The sequence below is a fragment of the Chryseobacterium pennipullorum genome, assembly GCF_003384725.1.
Classification (GTDB): domain Bacteria; phylum Bacteroidota; class Bacteroidia; order Flavobacteriales; family Weeksellaceae; genus Chryseobacterium; species Chryseobacterium pennipullorum.
Map to the genome: position 1 here is coordinate 13,700 of NZ_QNVV01000021.1, position 17,003 is coordinate 30,702.

Below are 17,003 nucleotides of genomic sequence, written 5' to 3' on the forward strand. Positions count from 1 at the left end.
TAGTTTTTAAAGGTAACGGACAAAAATATAAAAAATTGCACCATAGATAAGTTTGAATCTCTATTTTTCAGTATCCCACCTCATCTTTAGGGTCTGATGAAATTTATTTCTCTAAAAAACGTTTTTAATTTCAGAAACAGATTTTTTATAAATCCATAAATCTTTTTTAATTTTGCGGTATGGACTTACGAGATCAATTGAAGAATCTTTTTCCTGATCATGACGAGCAGGATTTTGAAATGCCTGAAGAACAATTCAAGCAAAAAGAGCCTTTGGTGTGCAAATTTGAAAAAAAGGGAAGAAATGGAAAGCCCGTCACTATTGTTGAGGGTTGGGAAGGCAGTGAAGAAGACCTGAAAAAAATATCCAAAAAAATAAAAACCACCTTAGGAATAGGCGGTTCTGAGAAGGATGGAACGATTATCATTCAGGGAGACAACCGTGACAAAATAATGAATATCCTTAAAGAAATGGGATATAAGACCAAGCGTGTGGGCGGATAGTTCTAAAAATAGATCTGGGTTTCCAGCATCATGGTTCTTAATTTTTCGATCGTAGATTTTTTGATAGGATTTCCTGTAAGGATAAGCGTTTTCAGATTTTTGAGCTGACTGATCTCTACAGGGATTTCTTTTATATTATTGTTAGCAAGATTCATACTGACCACTTTTTTCAACCCTTTTATTCCCGGGGAAATTTCTTTGATATGATTATCGCTTACATTCAGGAATTCAAGGTTTCTGGTTTTGAAAATATTTTCAGGGAGTTTCACAATGGCATTCTGTTGCAGCTCCAGGTATTTTAAATTGGGCGGAAAAGAAAGGTTTCCCAAATCATTGATCTGATTTCCGGAAAGATTCAGAAATTTCAGATTTCTGATTTTGTGAAGTCCGTCTGCAATAAAACTGATTTGATTACCCTGAAGGTTAATTTCTTCCAAAGCGGGAATTTCCATAAGTGCTTCAGGAAAAACATTCAGATTATTGGCGTCAAAATGGACTGCTTTTAAATGCTGAAGTTTTGATACATTGGGATTTATACTTGTAAGGCCGTTCAGATTCATAGAAAAGGTAGTCAGTTTTCTGAGCTTACCTATCTCATCAGGAATATATTTGATACTGTTTTCATTGACATTTAAAATCTCCAGTTCTTCCAAAGTAAAGAGAACCGGGTCCATCTTTTCAAATTTGTTTGCCATGATATTCAGAAAGAATAGCGAATTCAGTTTTGAAATTTCAGGAGGCAGATTGAACAGCCCTTTTTCTCTGAAGCTCATACTGTATACGGTTTTGCTGCTATTCATAGCGTCTTCCACATTGGTAAATGTCGGGTACTTCACTGGATCGATCTGTGCTTTTGCCTGAAACAGCAAAAAGACAGAAATGCATACTAAAGTTTTCTTCATAAACAAAAAATGTATTCCGGCAACTTCGTTGCCGGAATACAAAATATATGATTCATTATTTCTTCAAAAGTTTCACGGTCTTTTGGAAACCACCTTCTGCTTCAATATTTAAAATTAAAACACGGGATCCCTCCAATTGCTGTGTAAAGTCAAGATCCAACGCTTTGCTGATTCCGTTGAACTTCTGTGTATACACGATTTTTCCTTCTATGCTGTAAGCGGTTACCGAAAGGTTCTTCAATCCTTTTTCTGAATTGATCTTTACCCTGCCTGAAGTAGGATTCGGAGCTACGGTTACTGTTGTTTCGGCGGTTTTGTTTTCAATTGTTCCTAAAGAACCTTCGATTCCCAGGTTGTTTTTAAGAGCGATAACGACCGTTGCCGATTTCCCTTTATAATTGATTATATTTCCTGTGGCATCCACATCCGTAGAAATGGTTGAATCCGGATGCTGGATGGAGAAGAAACCAAATTTATGATCCGGTGTAAAGGTAAGTCCTGTAGGTTCTGCTCCTGCCGGCATTGAGGCAAACAGCTTCACCTTAGGGTTAGCCTGTGTATGATCCGGTGCAATTACCCATATGTAATTCTTGCCCCCATCCTGAAGTACCCAGAGATTACCAAGCTCGTCAAAAGTAAGGTTGTCATTTCCATCTCCCCAAGCTTCAGATTTTGTTCCCAGTGCTGTCGTGAAAGAATACACCGTAGAGGAACCTCCCACAAATGTTTCCACCTGTGAAGCAGTGGTACCGTTATCCTGCAGTCGGTATACTTTATCCAGACCTTTTGCTGTAAAGTAAATTTTACCATCCAATGGGCTGATGTCCACATCTTCCACCCCATTAAATCTTGTTCCGCCTAATGATGCTGCTAAAGCTGTTGTATTATTCTGATCTGCTTTTGTTTTATTAGGTACCTGAACCCATGTTGCTGTGGTGGCAGCCGGATCTCCCGAAGCAGTCAGTCCCTGGTCAAGTTTTAGTACGTACAGGTTTCCTGAAGCAAGGTTGTTCGGGGTATCCATTACATATTTATAGACCATATGGGTGCCTCCGTCTTCACCATAATAGGCAATAGTTCCTGCGTTGTTCACTACTACATTTTCGTGGTTCATGATTCCCATTTGCCAAAGCTTCCCTTTTGAATTGTCAGGATTTTTAGAAATTACCTGTGCTGTAGCAGGATCAATTTCTACCAGCCAGCCATAATCTTTATATCCGTCCCCATTGACGTCATTGGAAGTAACGGATTCTTCAGCGGTTACTACTGTTCCCCAAGGGGTAACACCTCCTGAACAGTTTCTGATGGTCTGTACCAGACTTGGATCTGAGAAGCTTACCGCTCTCGATTTGGTCAGCTGCCAAAGCTTTGTGGAAGCGTTATAGTTGATCTCAGCCATGGTAACCCCTCCCGGGTTCGTTTCATGGTTCACTGAAAGATAACCATTGGTACTGCTTCCTGCCTTGGCTACATACGCTGTAAAGTCGTTCTGTCCACCTACCATTCCACCGCCTTCTGTGTAATTGTCGCCTTCTTTTAAAATAAGCTGATATTTATGTTCTGCCGGGATAATCAGTTTATTGGTTTGTGCTGTAGGGACAATAGAAGTAAAGCAGCTGATGTGATTTGCATTGCAGGCGACAGGGTTTGTCGTATTGGTCGTCGTCTTCAGATATGCATCAATTCTAAGATCTGAACTGGTAGCACTTCTGTTATGAAGCTCAACCGAAATTCTGTTGACCCCGTCTACAAATTTTGATTTCGGAATCGAAAAAATAGTATACACATTTTCAGCGGAACCATCAATAGTGGTACTGGAGAATGTGTTAAAAGTAACCGTTCCGGCCGGCATATTGTCTCTTACTACTTCCTCACCGTTAAGGTATACAATAATACCGTCATCTCTCATCACACCCAGTTCTACATTCGCAGAAAGTGTCGCCAGATCTACGGTAAAGTCTTTTGCAAAATAAGCGGTGATCAAACCGGAATTGATTGTCGTGGTAACGGGATCACCATATCCCAGCGGGCTATTTCCTACTGCCCATGCCGAAATGTCAAATGTTTTCGCGTTCCATCCTGCAGGCTGAGCCTGATTATTGTCTTTATAGCTCCATGAGGAACCTCTGTCAAACAGGATCGTCTGGGCCTGGATACCTGAACAGGCAAGTAAAGCTAGAGCTCCAATTGTTAGTAGTTTTTTCTTCATTATTAATTTGATTTATTAGACGATGCAAAACTATTTTTTTAGAACTCCTCCTCTGTTAATAGGATTTTAAATATAGATTCATGAATATTAATAAATTTTGAACCCAATATTAAGCGGATTAATTTTTTGTTAAATAGTGTTACAAACAGGGTTCCGGGTGAAAATTTTGGTTTTGATTAAAACCAATATCACATAAATCAGTAGATGAATCTCAAACAGGTTCACGATGTGATGATACTTCACCCCTCCACCGCGTATTGCCGTCTATTTCGCTTTACTTACATCTGTAAGTGTATTCAGAAAGGCGATGATCTGTTGGATTTCCGTCTGTGTAAGGTTTAATTTATCCGGTGAAAGCGTCTGATTTTTCATTTTTAGTCCTAATCCTTCACCACCGCCTTCATTATAAAAATCAAGAACTTCTTCCAGGGTGCTGAAAGCTCCGTTATGGAAATACGGTTTCGTAAGCGCTATATTTCTGACTGTAACCGTTTTGAATGAATAATCATAGATCCACGATTTTTCTTTTTTTACCGGACTGTTTCCTCTTCCCATATCCCCATCAAGTTGTACAGGAAGCTGCGTAACCGGTTTTGTAGTTACACCCAGCACTTCAGATTCGTTTTCATTAAAAAAAGGTGGTACCAGACCTGAAAAATGCGGGGCAAAATGGCAGGTTGCACAATTTGCTTTTCCCATAAACAAGTTGAATCCTTTTTTGGCATCATCGGAAATTTCCTTTTCATTTCTCATGAAACGGTCAAAGTCGCTGTCAAAAGAATACAGCGAAGCAACGTAAGAGCTTAATGCTTTTGAAAAGTTTTCTTTGCTGATCTTTCCGTCTTTGAAAGCAGTACGGAAAGCTTTTTTATATTCAGGTTTTGTGTTTAGCTTTTGAATGATGCTTTCATAGCTCGTATTGAATTCTTCCTGATTATAGATCACGTGCTCTGCCTGCTGCTCAAGGTAAAAAGCACGGAGATCGTAGAAAAACCTCTTGGCAAATACCGCATTATACAGGGAGGGAGAGTTTCTCAGTACTGTTTTTCCTTCTACATTACCCGGTGATTTTGTTTTGAGATCTGTAAAAGCATTTTCAGGGAGATGACAGGTGGCACAGCTCATTTTTTCATTACTGCTCAATTGTTGATCGTAGAAAATCGATTTTCCGAGATTCCGGAGAGCCGGATGATCTTCAGAAGATTCTAGGAGGGTATAAAAGTAAGGATCTAAAAAATCACTGCTGAACAGGTTTTTATTATTCACATTCCAGCCGGAAAATTCTTTCAGGTCATCGGGCCTACCGTCCCATTTTCCGAGTTCCTCGTATAGAGGCTGTATGTATTTTTTATAAAACCCGATCCGGTCAAAAGTTTCAAAATCTGTATGTTCGGAAAGATAGGCTACAGCACCGGCCATGATCTGATGGGCAGTCTGTGTATTGTAATTTTTAAAATAAGGATCATCACTGATGTATTTTTGCATCCCCAAAAAAGCATGTTTTGCTTCTTCAGAAGTATTCAGAGAACCGGGAGTATCGAAGCCTGTTACGCCCAATGAATAGATTCTGATCAGTTCTATACGCAGTGGCAGTGTTTTATTATTTCCCTGGCTGAGCCCGTTTTTTACCGAGCTTAAATAGAAGGCTGAATAACTGTTGTATAAAAAGTCGGTAATTGTTTTGATCTGTTCTTTTTCATCTGCTGCTTCCTCTGAGAAAATCAATTCGTCCAATACCTGCAATCCTTCAGGCGGTAAGGTATATGAAGAAGTTCCCGCCGCTTCAATATGAAATAAGGGAGCGGCATTAAGGTGTGTTTTTGTAAATTCCGGATAATGATAGGCAACATAAAATTCTACTTCTTTAAATGAGTTTCTCGTGCTGCTTAATGATTGGCGGAGATCTTCGATGGTAATCCGGTCTTCTGAGAACCGGTAAGCATCTGATTTCAGACGTTCAAGCTTCATTTTAAAATCGGACAAACCTTTATTGACAAAGGTATTCTCACTTTCTGTTCCTTGATATACAGGATTAAAAGACATTATTGCCAATCCTGCCAGAAGGATTACAATAAGCAGTGGATAAAATCTCATTAATTTTTTAGCGGCAAAAGTATTCATCAGATATTATCCCAGTTTTAATGGCAGATTAAATAATGTTTATATTTATGATATTAATATTTTTCACTAATTTTAAGCCCCGAAATCAAATTCATTATCCTGAACAGCGGTTTATTCTAAAAGACCGGAAAATAAATAATGCAGAAGATTATTGGGGAGGATTTTTTAAACTAAATCAACACATCAAAAACTAAATAGTATTATGAAAACAAGACTATTCTTTGCTCTTGCAGCAAGTTTTCTTTCGATGACGGCCTTTTCACAAAAGAAAAAGCAACAGGAGAAGCAACCGGTAAAAAAACAGGAAATGGCTGTATACGCCGAGAAAAAAGGCAATGACTATTATCTGGTACGCCTTGAAAAGGATAAAGAAATTCCCAATGTCTATGTATACTCTAATGGTGTGACCAAGCCCTATAAAAACTATTCTGATCTGAAAGACATTGTCATTGAATTCCCCGGAATGATGAGTGCCAACAACTCAACGAAAGAAGAGCTGATCTCTGTTCTAAAAAAAGATGACCATTTCTACGAAATCACCTCACAGCGAAAAGATCCCAAAAACATCGAAAAGACAGTCGTTACCGTATATGAGGTGATGAACGGCCAGAAAAGAATTGTAGAGGAATACAATGACATCTATGAACTGATGGGATCTCCTTATAAAGATGCTATTATCATTAATTAAAAAAAACAAAATATACATATTATGCTAAATAAACTTGCAGCCTCAGAACTTGTTCTGAATGAAGATGGAAGTGTATACCACCTGAATCTTTTACCTGAAGATATTGCCGACAAAATTATCCTTGTAGGCGATCCGGACAGAGTAGCAAAAGTTTCAAAATACTTTGATACTGTAGAGATCAAAAAAAATAAAAGAGAATTTTATACGCATACAGGAACGCTTCGTGGAGAAAGGATCACTGTAATGTCAACTGGTATCGGAACTGAAAACATTGATATCGTAATGAACGAGTTGGATGCGCTGGTGAATATCGATCTTAAAAACAAAGAGTTTAAATCGGAGCATAAAGCCCTTGAGCTTTTCCGAATGGGAACCTGCGGAAGTGTAAACCCTGAAGTACAGGTAGACAATATGCTGGTTACTCAGAATGTAGTAGGATTAGACGGACTGATGCATTTCTACCAGGACTATAACTTCGAAAATGAGTTTTCAAAAAGCTTTTTAGAAAAATTTCCTTACGAAAGAATCAAGCCTATGCTGTACTTCTCAGACTGGGCGGAAGAAATGGGCGATTATTATAAGGATGCCAAATACCATGGAAATACGGCTACGTTCCCGGGATTCTATGCGCCACAGGGAAGACAGCTTCGTTTAAAAGCAGTCGATGATCAATTCCTGGAGACCCTGAATGATCTGGGAATCACAAATTTTGAAATGGAAACCTCTGCAATCTATGCCCTTTCCAAATTATTAGGACATAAAGCGATTACCGTAAACAACGTGATCGCCAACAGAAGACGTGGAGAATTCTCTGCAGACCACCATGCTTCTGAGAAAAACCTGATTAATTGGGTACTAGACAGAATCATTAAGTAGTATTTAATTACAGCGGTTTAGAAACATATATAAAGCTGTCCTTATAACAAGGATGGCTTTTTGTTTGTCTGTACTTAGTGTCACTTATCAAAATAATCCTCATGTACGGGTGAAACAGGTTCTGATATGATCATTGACCATTCCTGTTGCCTGCATATGGGCATAGACCACAGTAGACCCCATAAATTTAAAGCCTCTTTTTTTCAGGTCTTTGGAAATACGATCTGAAATTTCCGTGGTTGCAGGAACGTCAGATAAAGCTTCGGGAACGTTATCAATAGCCTTTCCGCCGATAAATCCCCAGATGTAGTTGGAAAAACTTCCGAATTCCTGCTGAATCTCCATAAACTTTTGGGCATTGGTAACGGCAGCGGTTATTTTAAGTCTGTTCCGTATTATTCCCGGATCATTCATTAATTCCTCAATTTTCCTGTCAGAATATACCGCTATTTTACGGTAATCAAAATCGTCAAATGCTTTTCTGAAGTTTTGCCTTTTGGACAGAATAGTATACCAGCTCAGCCCGGCCTGGAAACTTTCAAGGATGAGAAATTCAAACAGGGTTTTGTCATCATAGACAGGCCTTCCCCATTCTTCATCATGATATTGCCTGCACAGATCATCTTTTTCACACCAGCCACAACGTATTTTTTTCATAATTATCATAAATTGTAGGATAAAGGTACTGCTGAATTGGGAAAACATAACAAAAGATTATGAAAAGTTTAACAGAGGCTGCGGGTTTTAGGAATGGTTATTGTTAAATTACTGATATCTAACCAAATTATTTATAAGAGTATGAACAATTCAGAGTATAACAAAGCGGAAAATGCAGTAAATAACGCAGAAAATTCTTTACAGAACGCAGCGGACAAGGCCAAATGGAAAGTGAATGAGCTTGCGGATAAAGCGAAAGATTATATTAACGAAAAGAGAAGTAACGATCAGGAAGCCAATCAGGAAGACTGGTTCGACAGGGTAAAAGCTAATATGTCCGATGCATGGGAAGATATCAAGGATAAAGCAGATGAAGCATGGGAAAAAACCAAAGATGCTGCAGAGGATGTGAAGGCAGAATGGAACAAGAAAACCAATTAGTATTTCAGTCATATAAATATTTTCAAGAAAATGGAGTCTTAAATTGCTAAGGCTCCATTTTTTATTATGCCATAACCACAATTATTGCTACATTTGTATTTCAATAAACATTAAAAAATTATGTCATACGGTTTACTTAAAGGCAAAAAGGGGATTATATTTGGAGCCCTTAATGAACAATCTATCGCATGGAAAGTTGCTGAAAGATGTCATGAAGAAGGTGCAGAATTTATCTTATCCAATGCTCCTATCGCTTTGAGAATGGGAGAGCTAAATGGTTTAGCAGAAAAAACAGGTTCTGAAGTTATAGGTGCTGATGCTACTTCTATCGAAGATCTCGAAAAACTTTTTGATGCCGCTGTTGCAAAATTTGGAAAAATTGACTTTATCCTTCACTCCATTGGAATGTCTATCAATGTAAGAAAAGGAAAACATTATACAGAAATGAACTATGACTGGTTGGAAAAAGGTTGGGATATTTCAGCCGTTTCTTTCCATAAAGTAATGCGGGTAGCCTGGGAAAAAAACTGTATGAATGAGTGGGGAAGTATTCTTGCCCTTACTTATATTGCAGCACAGAGAACATTCCCTGATTATAATGATATGTCGGATAACAAAGCGTACCTTGAAAGTATCGCCAGAACTTTTGGAAACTACTGGGGTGAAAGAAAAGTACGTGTAAACACCGTTTCCCAGTCTCCTACCATGACAACTGCAGGGAGTGGCGTGAAAGGCTTCGGGGGATTCCTCGGTTATGCTGAAGATATGTCCCCACTTGGAAATGCTACAGCTCTTGAATGTGCTGACTATTGTGTTACGCTTTTCTCTGATCTTACCAAAAAAGTGACCATGCAGAACCTTTTCCATGATGGAGGTTTCAGCAGCTCGGGAGTTACTCAGAAAGTAATCAGCAAATATGATACGGAATAATCTCTGAAGATTAATCAAAATAAAATTGAATCGGCGGCCTCTTTGAGGCCGCCGATTCTGTGTACAAATAAAATTAATATGAAATTACAAAATTACGGTCTGTATAGAGTGTGCCGGAGCATTCAGCCTGGCCGCCTTTCCTTCGATCCATAAACGGGTATCGATATCATGATCAGAATCATTCATGATCACTGTGACCAGCTGTCCGTTTTCATTCATAAACGCAGAAGACGTCAAGGCAGCTCTGTTGGAAGAACTTCCGACTCTTTGAGCATTGGGCTTGATATACTTTGACACATGGCCGATGTAATAGTACTCATAGGTGTAGAATACTTCTCCTGTCTTAGTATCTGCAATGATGGGAGCAAAGCAGAAATTTCCTTTATGGTTAGGCCCGCCGGTTTCGTCCAGCAGAATATTCCAGTCTGTCCATAAAGCATTTCCTTTGTTAAAGTCGTTGAGCATATTTTTACCATACAATTCTCCGAGGCTTACATCGTAAATTTTATCCATGGCAAACTGTTCTTTACAACCTTCGGTAAAGGCCAGAAACTTATCTGGAAAAGCCCTGTGGGTTTCAGCAAGATTATCAAAAAGCTGGGTTTTGTTGTTCCAGGTTTCATACCAGTGATATCCTATTCCGTGGGCATATTTTGAAGTTTCGGGATCGCTTAGGGTGGTGGTTGCTCTTTGGTAGATCAGATCCCGGTTATGATCCCAGATCATTACTTTTTTGTCTTTATATCCATTTTTCCAAAGGGTTGGCCCGAGGTTATTTTTAAGGAATTCTCCTTCCTCTTCAGCAGTATAGATACATGATTCCCAACTCTGTGTTGCCATAGGCTCATTCTGAACAGTCAAGCCCCAGATATTAATTCCTCTTTTTTCGTATTCTTTAATGAATTTTATATAGTAATCGGCCCAGGTCTGATAAAATTGATTCTCTAGTCTTCCACCTTTGTATAAACTTTTGTTAGACTTCATCCACGCTGGTGGGCTCCATGGAGAAAAATAAAAAGTAAAGTTGTTTCCGATCGCTTTTTTAGCTTCCTGGATCATCGGGATTTTGTACTTTTCATCATGAGCAACACTGAAGGTCTTCAGTGAGTGATCTTGATCTTCTACATACGTATAGGAGTCACTGGAAAAGTCGCAGGAATTCATATTGGTACGCACTACCGTATATCCCAATCCGTTTTTACCGAAATAGGCTTCCAGGATTTCTTTCTGCTTATTTTTCGGCATTTTATAAAAAGTCTCTGCAGATGCATCGGTGATCGCACCTCCTATACCGATTAATTTCTGATATTTAAAGGTGGGCGCGATGAAAATACAGGCTTCCGTTTCTTTGGGCTGGCCAAACTGTTCGAACTTTACCATGCCCTTATCCACCATCTTCTCATTGGTTGCAGAGTTGGTAAGGATCACTTTAGCTGTTTTTCCTTCATTTTTCTTCCAATAGTTCTGGGCATTGGCATTGAAAACAACGCCTACTACAAAACAGCTTACAATTAATTTTCTCATGATTTTTTTCTTTTTTGGACACGTTTGTCCCCTTTTCATTATTTATTCTGATAGACTCTCACGTAGTCTATGTAATACTTTTGTGGAAAAATACGATCATCAATTCCTTCTTTTCCGCCCCAGAAGCCGCCTACCGTCAGATTTAAAATAATAAAATAAGGCTGATCAAAAGGCCATGCTTCGTAGGTTTTCTCTTTATTTTCGCAGGTGAAAAACTTCCGGTCGTCAATATAAACTTCTATTTTTTCCGGGGTCCAAACCGCTTTGTACACATGAAACTTTTCGCTTACGTTATTAACGATTAAAGTATCGGTTTTCTGTGTTCCCTGGATATGGTTGTACTTTTTGGTATGAACAGAGGCGTGTACAAACCCTGGATTGAAACCCACATGCTCCATGATATCCAGCTCGCCGTCATCCGGCCATTTTTTCATATTCTCACTCATCATCCAGATGGCTGGCCACGTTCCCCTTCCTTTGGGAAGCTTGGCCCTCACTTCTATTGTTCCGTACAAGAAAGAAAACTTACCTTTGGTTAAAAGTCTTGCCGAAGTATACTTATTTTTCTCCCAATTTTCCTTTCTGGCTTCAATAATAAGATTTCCATTTTCCATTCTGGCATTTTCAAGCCTGTTCCTGGTGTAAAACTGAGCTTCATTATTACCATAGCCGTCACCTCCTACATCATAATTCCATTTTGAAGAATCCGGAAGGCCTTTTCCGTTAAATTCATCACTCCAGATCAGCGTTCTTGCGGAATCAGGTTTATTTGAAGCACAACCGAGAACAGAAAGGAAGAAAGCGCCCACTGCGTATACGCTGATGCTATTTTTAGCTTTGAGGTTCATATATACCCTGTTTTAAGTTTAGGCTGAAGCCATTTTCATACTTTTTGTTAAGCAGACTGAAGCCCGCTCCTATTGAAATCAACACATGCCATCATTTAACCCAATTGATTCTTTTGGTCTGTACATTCTGAGAACTGGTTCCGACCATGATGTCGAATTCACCTCCTTCCCAGTCAAAATTCAGGGTGTCATCAAAAAATTTAAGATCTTCAGGTGTAAGTCTAAAATGTACCTGCTTATTTTCTCCTTTTTTTATGAATACCTTCTGAAAACCTTTCAGTTCTTTGACCGGCCGTACCACTTTTCCGAAAAGATCTCTGATATAAAGCTGTATCACCTCTTCACCATCATATTTTCCTGTATTGGAAACAGTCACGCTGATGTTCAGTGTTTCATTTCCTGTAAGGCTGGCCGAGCTTAATACCATATCAGAATATTGAAAGTCTGTATAGCTTAAGCCGTATCCAAACGGGTATTTCGGATCATTATCAAGATCAATATAAGCTGAAACGTAGTTTCTGTCTGTATTGTTTTTTGCAGGTCTTCCTGTATTATAATGATTATAGTACACAGGAATCTGCCCTTCAGTTCTCGGGAAGCTCATTGGAAGTTTTCCAGAAGGATTCATGGTACCAAACAGAATATCTGCGATCGAATTTCCGGCTTCTGTTCCCAGCCACCAGGTGTACATAATTGCAGGAATATGATCTGATGCCCAATTGAAAATCAGAGGTCTTCCGGCATTGATCATTAAAATAACAGGTTTCCCTGTTTTGGCAATCTCTTTCAACAAATCTTCCTGTACACCTGAAAAACCGATATTACTTCTGCTTTTTGCTTCACCACTCATGGCATGCCCCTCTCCTAAAGTCATGATCACAACATCTGCTTTTTTTGCCGTTTCCACAGCCTCCGCAAACATAGATCTGTCCTGATCGTCTACATTACAACCTTTTGCATATAATAATGTTGAATTTTTATCCAGCTGATTTCTAATCCCGTCAAACTGTGAAACAATTCTCTGCGTATCGTCTTTAAATGCAATAGACCAAAATCCGTGATTCGCTACCGTTTCTTTCCCAAAAGGCCCGATCAGCGCAACGGTCTTCACAGATTTTGAAAGAGGAAGAATATGCTGTTGATTTTTAAGAAGAACAATGCTTTTGGATCCAAATTCGCGCCCAAATTCGCGGTTTTTCTTATTATCAGTCTGTTCTTTCTGTCTTTTTTCATTGCTGAATCTGTAAGGATCATCGAAAAGACCCATTTCAAATTTCTTTGTTAAAATTCTTCCAGCTGCATCATCTACCAGCTTTATATCTACTGTTCCTTCTTTAACCAGTTTGGGAAGTTCTGTCATGTAAACACGGCTTTCCATATCCATATCACTGCCACCAAGAATGGCTTTTTCAGCAGCTTCACCTCCATCTTTGGCATACCCGTGGGGAATCATTTCCCCAATGCTTCCCCAGTCTGAAACCACAAAGCCTTTATAATTCCATGATCCTTTCAGTAAGTTTCTTTGGATATATTGATGGGCCGTCGCCGGAATACCGTTGATGTCATTGAAAGAATTCATGAATGTAGCAACCCCTGCTTCTGCCGCAGCTTTGAAAGGCGGGAGATAGGTTTCGTGGAGCTGCCGAAGGCTCATGTCAACAGCGTTGTAATCCCTGCCTCCCACTGCAGCTCCATAGGCTGCAAAATGCTTTGCACAAGCCATAACGGCATCCAGACTTCCCAGTCCTTTCCCCTGGAAACCCTTAATCCTGGCCAATCCTATTTTTGTGCCCAGATAGGTATCTTCTCCGGATCCCTCCATCACTCTTCCCCATCTCGGGTCTCTGGCAATATCTACCATAGGAGCAAAAGTCCAGTGAATTCCATAAGCCGAAGCTTCCGTAGCAGCTATTCGCTCAGATTTTTCAATCATATCCAGATCCCAGCTTGCGGCCTGGCCCAGGTTCACAGGAAAGGTTGTACGGTAGCCGTGAATAACATCCTGCCCGAACAGTAATGGGATTTTCAGTCTCGACTGCATGGCCAGCTTCTGAAATGCTTTGGTTTCTCCAGATCCTGCAACATTCAGCATAGAACCCACTTTTCCTTTTTTTATTTCTTCTAAAACAGCTGCTGAATTAGACTGCTGAGGTCCGGTAGCGTATTCGAACCCGCTGTACTGAACCATCTGCCCCACTTTCTCTTCCAGCGTCATTTTAGACAGCAGCTCTGTCACTTTCTGATCTATGGTTTTCTGTGCGTAGGTATTCATTCCAATTGCTGAGAATACTAGTAAGAAATAAACTCTCTTCATGATATCAATTTAAAAAATATAAGTTGCGGCCGAGCGTCCGGAAATTGTTGCTGCAGCGGATTTCCCGGCAAATTTAATATTAAAATATTCATCTGTTTTACTGTCGTTATCAACAATTAAAACTATTTTCCCCGCCGGAGTCTTAAAAGCAGCGGTGGACAGACCTCGTGTTTGCGAGGAAGCGATACGCTGTGAACCTGCGGGAACAAATTTAGAAGCATGGGCAATGATGTAATAGGCAACATTTCTGGTGAAATTTTCACGATCAGAAACTGTGATCGCTCCTTTGCACTCTGTACATCCGCCATCTGTATGCGGACCATATCCGGTGTCATTGGCAAGATTCCATTCCAGGGCTGTTTTGCTCCAGTTTCTCATAGAACCGATGATGACATTTTTTGTATGCCAGTTCAGGTCTTCATTAAAAGTACCTTTTGAACCCGTCCACTGTTCTGTAAAGTATAGGTTTTTGTCTGGAAAAGCATTGTGAACTGTACTTAATGCCGAGATGTCGCCTTCATAGAGGTGGAAAGCAGATCCATCAATATATTGGTTCGCTTCCGGGTCTTTCAGAATATCAATGGCATATTCAGGTTTGTTACAATTGTGATCATAGACAACAATTTTGGCGGTAATTCCATTTGCTTTAAAAACCGGGCCTAAATGATTTTTGATAAAATTCCCTTGTTGCTCAGAAGGCATGTATAGGCTGGGATTATTTCCCGGATGCAGAGGTTCATTCTGAGGGGTTACAGCATCAATGGTAATGCCTTCTTTTTTCATTTCCTGAATATATTTTACAAAATATTGGGCATATGTTCCATAGAATTCATGCCTTAGGCTTCCCCCTTTTGACTGCCCATTGTCTTTCATCCAAACCGGCGGTGACCATGGTGCTGCAATTATTTTGACAGAAGGGTTGATTTTTAAAATTTCTTTTAACATAGCAATCAGGTCTTTATCTTTTGCCAGGCTGAATTTTGAAAGCGAAGGATCCGTCTGTCCTTCCGGCAAATCATCGTATGAAAATACTTCACCATCAAGATCTGACGCGCCAATACTTAGTCTTAAATAGCTGATAGAAATTGAGTTTTTGCCTTTTCCAAAAAGCTCATTGAGAAGTGCTTTTCTATTGGAAGGCGACAATCTGTTGATTACCTCAACACTTCCTCCTGTTAATGTATATCCAAAACCATCAACATATTGAAACGTTTGAGAATCGTCTATTTCAATATTCTGAAAGCTGTTGGGGTTATTTACAAATTTAACAGAGGTCTGCTGTTGTAATTTTACAGTACCATCACCTTTTGTAAGCCAGTACTGAACTTCATTTCCTGTGTTGGAAGCAGCTGATGTGCATGACAAAGAAAAAAGGGCCACACCACTAAGCAGTGCGGCACCTCTAAAGAAACTATATAAGTTGTAAAACTTCATGTGTTAGTATCCTGGATTTTGTTTTAAAGCGGTGTTGGGCAATTCATTGAACGGGATTGGAAGAATTTCATTCTTGTTTGCTTTAAACCCTTTGGATGCAAGTTTGGATGGCGCATCTCCCCATCGTACAAGGTCAAACCATCGGTGTCCTTCACCGGCAAGCTCCCTTCTTCTCTCATCTTTAATGGCCTGTAAAGACACTGGAACTGATGATAAACCTACTCTAGCTCTTACCGCATCCAATAAAGCCTGAGCTCTACCGCCTGCAGCTCCTAAAGCTTCTGCCTCCATAAGGTAAGTATCTGCCAGTCTTATCGCAATATAATTCTGTCTGAAATTCAGCTCAGCAGGACCTGGAAGTGAACTTTTCAAGTCGTTGGTCGGTAAATATTTATTCAGGAAATAACCGGTATCAGCATAAGCCGGGCTGTAAGAGATTTTACCATCCGTTACCAGCTGCTTTGCATTGAAAACGGTGACATTTAATCTCGGATCACCCTGCATAAACGTAACAAAGTCCTCAGTTACCGTATTGAAGGCCCATCCTGAATAGATATCCGGTGCATTATTATTAGGAACATTTTTTAAAGAATAAGAACGGGGTCCCACCATTACGTTGATAGAGTTCCCTTCGTCTTTCCCCTGGCCCCAGAATCCCCAATCGGAATTTCCTTTGTTCGTATGCATTACTTCCAGAATCGATTCTGTAGAGAATTTATACGGGTCGGAGATTTCCGGTCCTACTTTAAAAAGATCTGCATAATTGGCCACAAGCTTATATCCATATTGGCTGGTTCCTCCCGGCGTACCGTTTACCTGGGCAAACTGAGCTGCCGCCTCGGTCATTTTTTTATCATAAAGATAGATTTTACCTAAAATTGCTCTGGCAGTTCCCTGGGTAATCCTTCCGCGGTCATTACCGGTACCTGTCATCATAAGATCCGGAATCGCAGCATTCATATCACTTTCTATCTGAGCGTATACATCAGCAGGCTTAGCCTGTGGGATGTTCCAGTAATCGTCATCAAATCTGATCGTTTTAAGAATTACCGGAATATTTCCAAACATTCTTACCAGCTCAAAATAGTATAAAGACCTCAGAACTTTAGCTTCGGCAATGTATCTTTTTTTAAGCTCATCGCTCATTGAGGCTCCGGGAACCCTTTCTATTAAAAGATTGGCACGTGCTATTCCCTGGTAGTAGTCTTTCCAGTAGCTGGCAGGCATTGTATTGGGATTAATCATATAATTGTTCAATCCCTGGATACCAGCACCGTCATTGGAGTTTCCGCCTCCGGAATAGAAATCGTCAGATCCTGCATTAAAAAAGGTAACCGTATTCTCGAATCCGCCGGAATATTTTCTTAAAATATCATATACCGAAACCAATGCACTGAAGGACTGCTGCTCATTCTGGAAATACAAATCGGTATTGAAAGCCCCTGAATTCTGCACATCATCCAGATAGGAGTCGCTGCACCCTATATTGCTAAAACTTAAACCCGTTAAAAAAGTAATGGCAAGTCCTTTATATAAAAAATTCTTATTTTTCATTT

14 protein-coding genes are annotated in these 17,003 nt (G+C 39.8%); 5 read left to right on the top strand and 9 right to left on the bottom strand.

The window, feature by feature from the left end; genetic code table 11:
• Positions 1-179: 179 nt before the first annotated feature.
• Positions 180-503 (top strand): translation initiation factor, encoded by a 324-nt coding sequence (locus DRF67_RS18215; RefSeq protein WP_115929733.1) that lies wholly within the window; start codon positions 180-182, stop codon positions 501-503.
• A 2-nt stretch (positions 504-505) separates the two neighbouring features.
• On the opposite strand, the gene DRF67_RS18220 is transcribed toward DRF67_RS18215, so the two are convergent.
• From DRF67_RS18220 to DRF67_RS18230, 3 genes are all read right to left on the bottom strand, one after another.
• Entirely contained in the window at positions 506-1,405 is a 900-nt protein-coding gene (locus DRF67_RS18220; RefSeq protein WP_115929794.1) for a leucine-rich repeat domain-containing protein, read from the bottom strand.
• A gap of 55 nt (positions 1,406-1,460) precedes the next feature.
• Positions 1,461-3,614 (bottom strand): alkaline phosphatase PhoX, encoded by a 2,154-nt coding sequence (locus DRF67_RS18225; protein ID WP_115929734.1) that lies wholly within the window; start codon positions 3,612-3,614, stop codon positions 1,461-1,463.
• Between the two features lie 264 nt (positions 3,615-3,878).
• Positions 3,879-5,735, bottom strand: coding sequence for a cytochrome-c peroxidase (locus tag DRF67_RS18230; RefSeq protein ID WP_228435849.1), 1,857 nt, complete (start codon positions 5,733-5,735; stop codon positions 3,879-3,881).
• 202 nt (positions 5,736-5,937) lie between these two features.
• On the opposite strand from DRF67_RS18230, the gene DRF67_RS18235 reads away from it, so the two are divergent.
• Both DRF67_RS18235 and DRF67_RS18240 read left to right on the top strand, forming a co-directional pair.
• Positions 5,938-6,423 (top strand): hypothetical protein, encoded by a 486-nt coding sequence (locus DRF67_RS18235; protein WP_115929735.1) that lies wholly within the window; start codon positions 5,938-5,940, stop codon positions 6,421-6,423.
• 21 nt (positions 6,424-6,444) lie between these two features.
• Positions 6,445-7,299 (top strand): nucleoside phosphorylase, encoded by an 855-nt coding sequence (locus tag DRF67_RS18240; RefSeq protein ID WP_115929736.1) that lies wholly within the window; start codon positions 6,445-6,447, stop codon positions 7,297-7,299.
• Between the two features lie 99 nt (positions 7,300-7,398).
• Here the strand turns inward: DRF67_RS18240 and DRF67_RS18245 are convergent, their stop codons facing one another.
• Complete coding sequence (locus tag DRF67_RS18245) at positions 7,399-7,956, bottom strand: DNA-3-methyladenine glycosylase I (RefSeq protein WP_115929796.1); 558 nt, start codon at positions 7,954-7,956, stop codon at positions 7,399-7,401.
• Positions 7,957-8,097: 141 nt separating this feature from the next.
• Between DRF67_RS18245 and DRF67_RS18250 the strand changes: the two genes are divergently transcribed.
• Positions 8,098-8,397 (top strand): hypothetical protein, encoded by a 300-nt coding sequence (locus tag DRF67_RS18250; RefSeq protein WP_115929737.1) that lies wholly within the window; start codon positions 8,098-8,100, stop codon positions 8,395-8,397.
• A gap of 120 nt (positions 8,398-8,517) precedes the next feature.
• The gene (locus DRF67_RS18255) at positions 8,518-9,327 is read left to right on the top strand and encodes an enoyl-ACP reductase FabI (protein ID WP_115929738.1); all 810 of its coding nucleotides are present in this window, start codon (positions 8,518-8,520) and stop codon (positions 9,325-9,327) included.
• Between the two features lie 84 nt (positions 9,328-9,411).
• Here DRF67_RS18255 and DRF67_RS18260 read toward each other — a convergent pair whose 3' ends face one another.
• The 5 genes from DRF67_RS18260 to DRF67_RS18280 all read right to left on the bottom strand — a co-directional run bounded on the left by DRF67_RS18260 (position 9,412) and on the right by DRF67_RS18280 (position 17,001).
• Positions 9,412-10,851, bottom strand: a complete 1,440-nt coding sequence (locus tag DRF67_RS18260) for a glycoside hydrolase family 30 protein (protein WP_115929797.1) — start codon at positions 10,849-10,851, stop codon at positions 9,412-9,414.
• Between the two features lie 38 nt (positions 10,852-10,889).
• Positions 10,890-11,699: a glycoside hydrolase family 16 protein gene (locus DRF67_RS18265; protein WP_115929739.1), complete on the bottom strand. Its 810-nt coding sequence runs from the start codon at positions 11,697-11,699 to the stop codon at positions 10,890-10,892.
• A gap of 91 nt (positions 11,700-11,790) precedes the next feature.
• Positions 11,791-14,013 (bottom strand): beta-glucosidase BglX, encoded by a 2,223-nt coding sequence (gene bglX / locus DRF67_RS18270; RefSeq protein WP_115929740.1) that lies wholly within the window; start codon positions 14,011-14,013, stop codon positions 11,791-11,793.
• Between the two features lie 9 nt (positions 14,014-14,022).
• Entirely contained in the window at positions 14,023-15,447 is a 1,425-nt protein-coding gene (locus tag DRF67_RS18275) for a glycoside hydrolase family 30 protein (protein WP_115929741.1), read from the bottom strand.
• Positions 15,448-15,450: 3 nt separating this feature from the next.
• Positions 15,451-17,001, bottom strand: a complete 1,551-nt coding sequence (locus DRF67_RS18280) for a RagB/SusD family nutrient uptake outer membrane protein (protein WP_115929742.1) — start codon at positions 16,999-17,001, stop codon at positions 15,451-15,453.
• Positions 17,002-17,003: the final 2 nt, after the last annotated feature.

Excerpts from the sequence above, each read along its gene's own strand:
- DRF67_RS18255 (WP_115929738.1), top strand. The coding sequence starts at position 8,518 with ATGTCATACGGTTTACTTAAAGGCAAAAAGGGGATTATATTTGGAGCC.
- DRF67_RS18215 (WP_115929733.1), top strand. The coding sequence starts at position 180 with ATGGACTTACGAGATCAATTGAAGAATCTTTTTCCTGATCATGACGAG.
- DRF67_RS18260 (WP_115929797.1), bottom strand. The coding sequence starts at position 10,851 with ATGAGAAAATTAATTGTAAGCTGTTTTGTAGTAGGCGTTGTTTTCAAT.
- DRF67_RS18275 (WP_115929741.1), bottom strand. The coding sequence starts at position 15,447 with ATGAAGTTTTACAACTTATATAGTTTCTTTAGAGGTGCCGCACTGCTT.
- DRF67_RS18280 (WP_115929742.1), bottom strand. The coding sequence starts at position 17,001 with ATGAAAAATAAGAATTTTTTATATAAAGGACTTGCCATTACTTTTTTA.
- DRF67_RS18225 (WP_115929734.1), bottom strand. The coding sequence starts at position 3,614 with ATGAAGAAAAAACTACTAACAATTGGAGCTCTAGCTTTACTTGCCTGT.
- DRF67_RS18265 (WP_115929739.1), bottom strand. The coding sequence starts at position 11,699 with ATGAACCTCAAAGCTAAAAATAGCATCAGCGTATACGCAGTGGGCGCT.
- DRF67_RS18230 (WP_228435849.1), bottom strand. The coding sequence starts at position 5,735 with ATGAATACTTTTGCCGCTAAAAAATTAATGAGATTTTATCCACTGCTT.
- DRF67_RS18240 (WP_115929736.1), top strand. The coding sequence starts at position 6,445 with ATGCTAAATAAACTTGCAGCCTCAGAACTTGTTCTGAATGAAGATGGA.
- DRF67_RS18245 (WP_115929796.1), bottom strand. The coding sequence starts at position 7,956 with ATGAAAAAAATACGTTGTGGCTGGTGTGAAAAAGATGATCTGTGCAGG.
- DRF67_RS18235 (WP_115929735.1), top strand. The coding sequence starts at position 5,938 with ATGAAAACAAGACTATTCTTTGCTCTTGCAGCAAGTTTTCTTTCGATG.
- DRF67_RS18250 (WP_115929737.1), top strand. The coding sequence starts at position 8,098 with ATGAACAATTCAGAGTATAACAAAGCGGAAAATGCAGTAAATAACGCA.
- DRF67_RS18220 (WP_115929794.1), bottom strand. The coding sequence starts at position 1,405 with ATGAAGAAAACTTTAGTATGCATTTCTGTCTTTTTGCTGTTTCAGGCA.
- bglX (WP_115929740.1), bottom strand. The coding sequence starts at position 14,013 with ATGAAGAGAGTTTATTTCTTACTAGTATTCTCAGCAATTGGAATGAAT.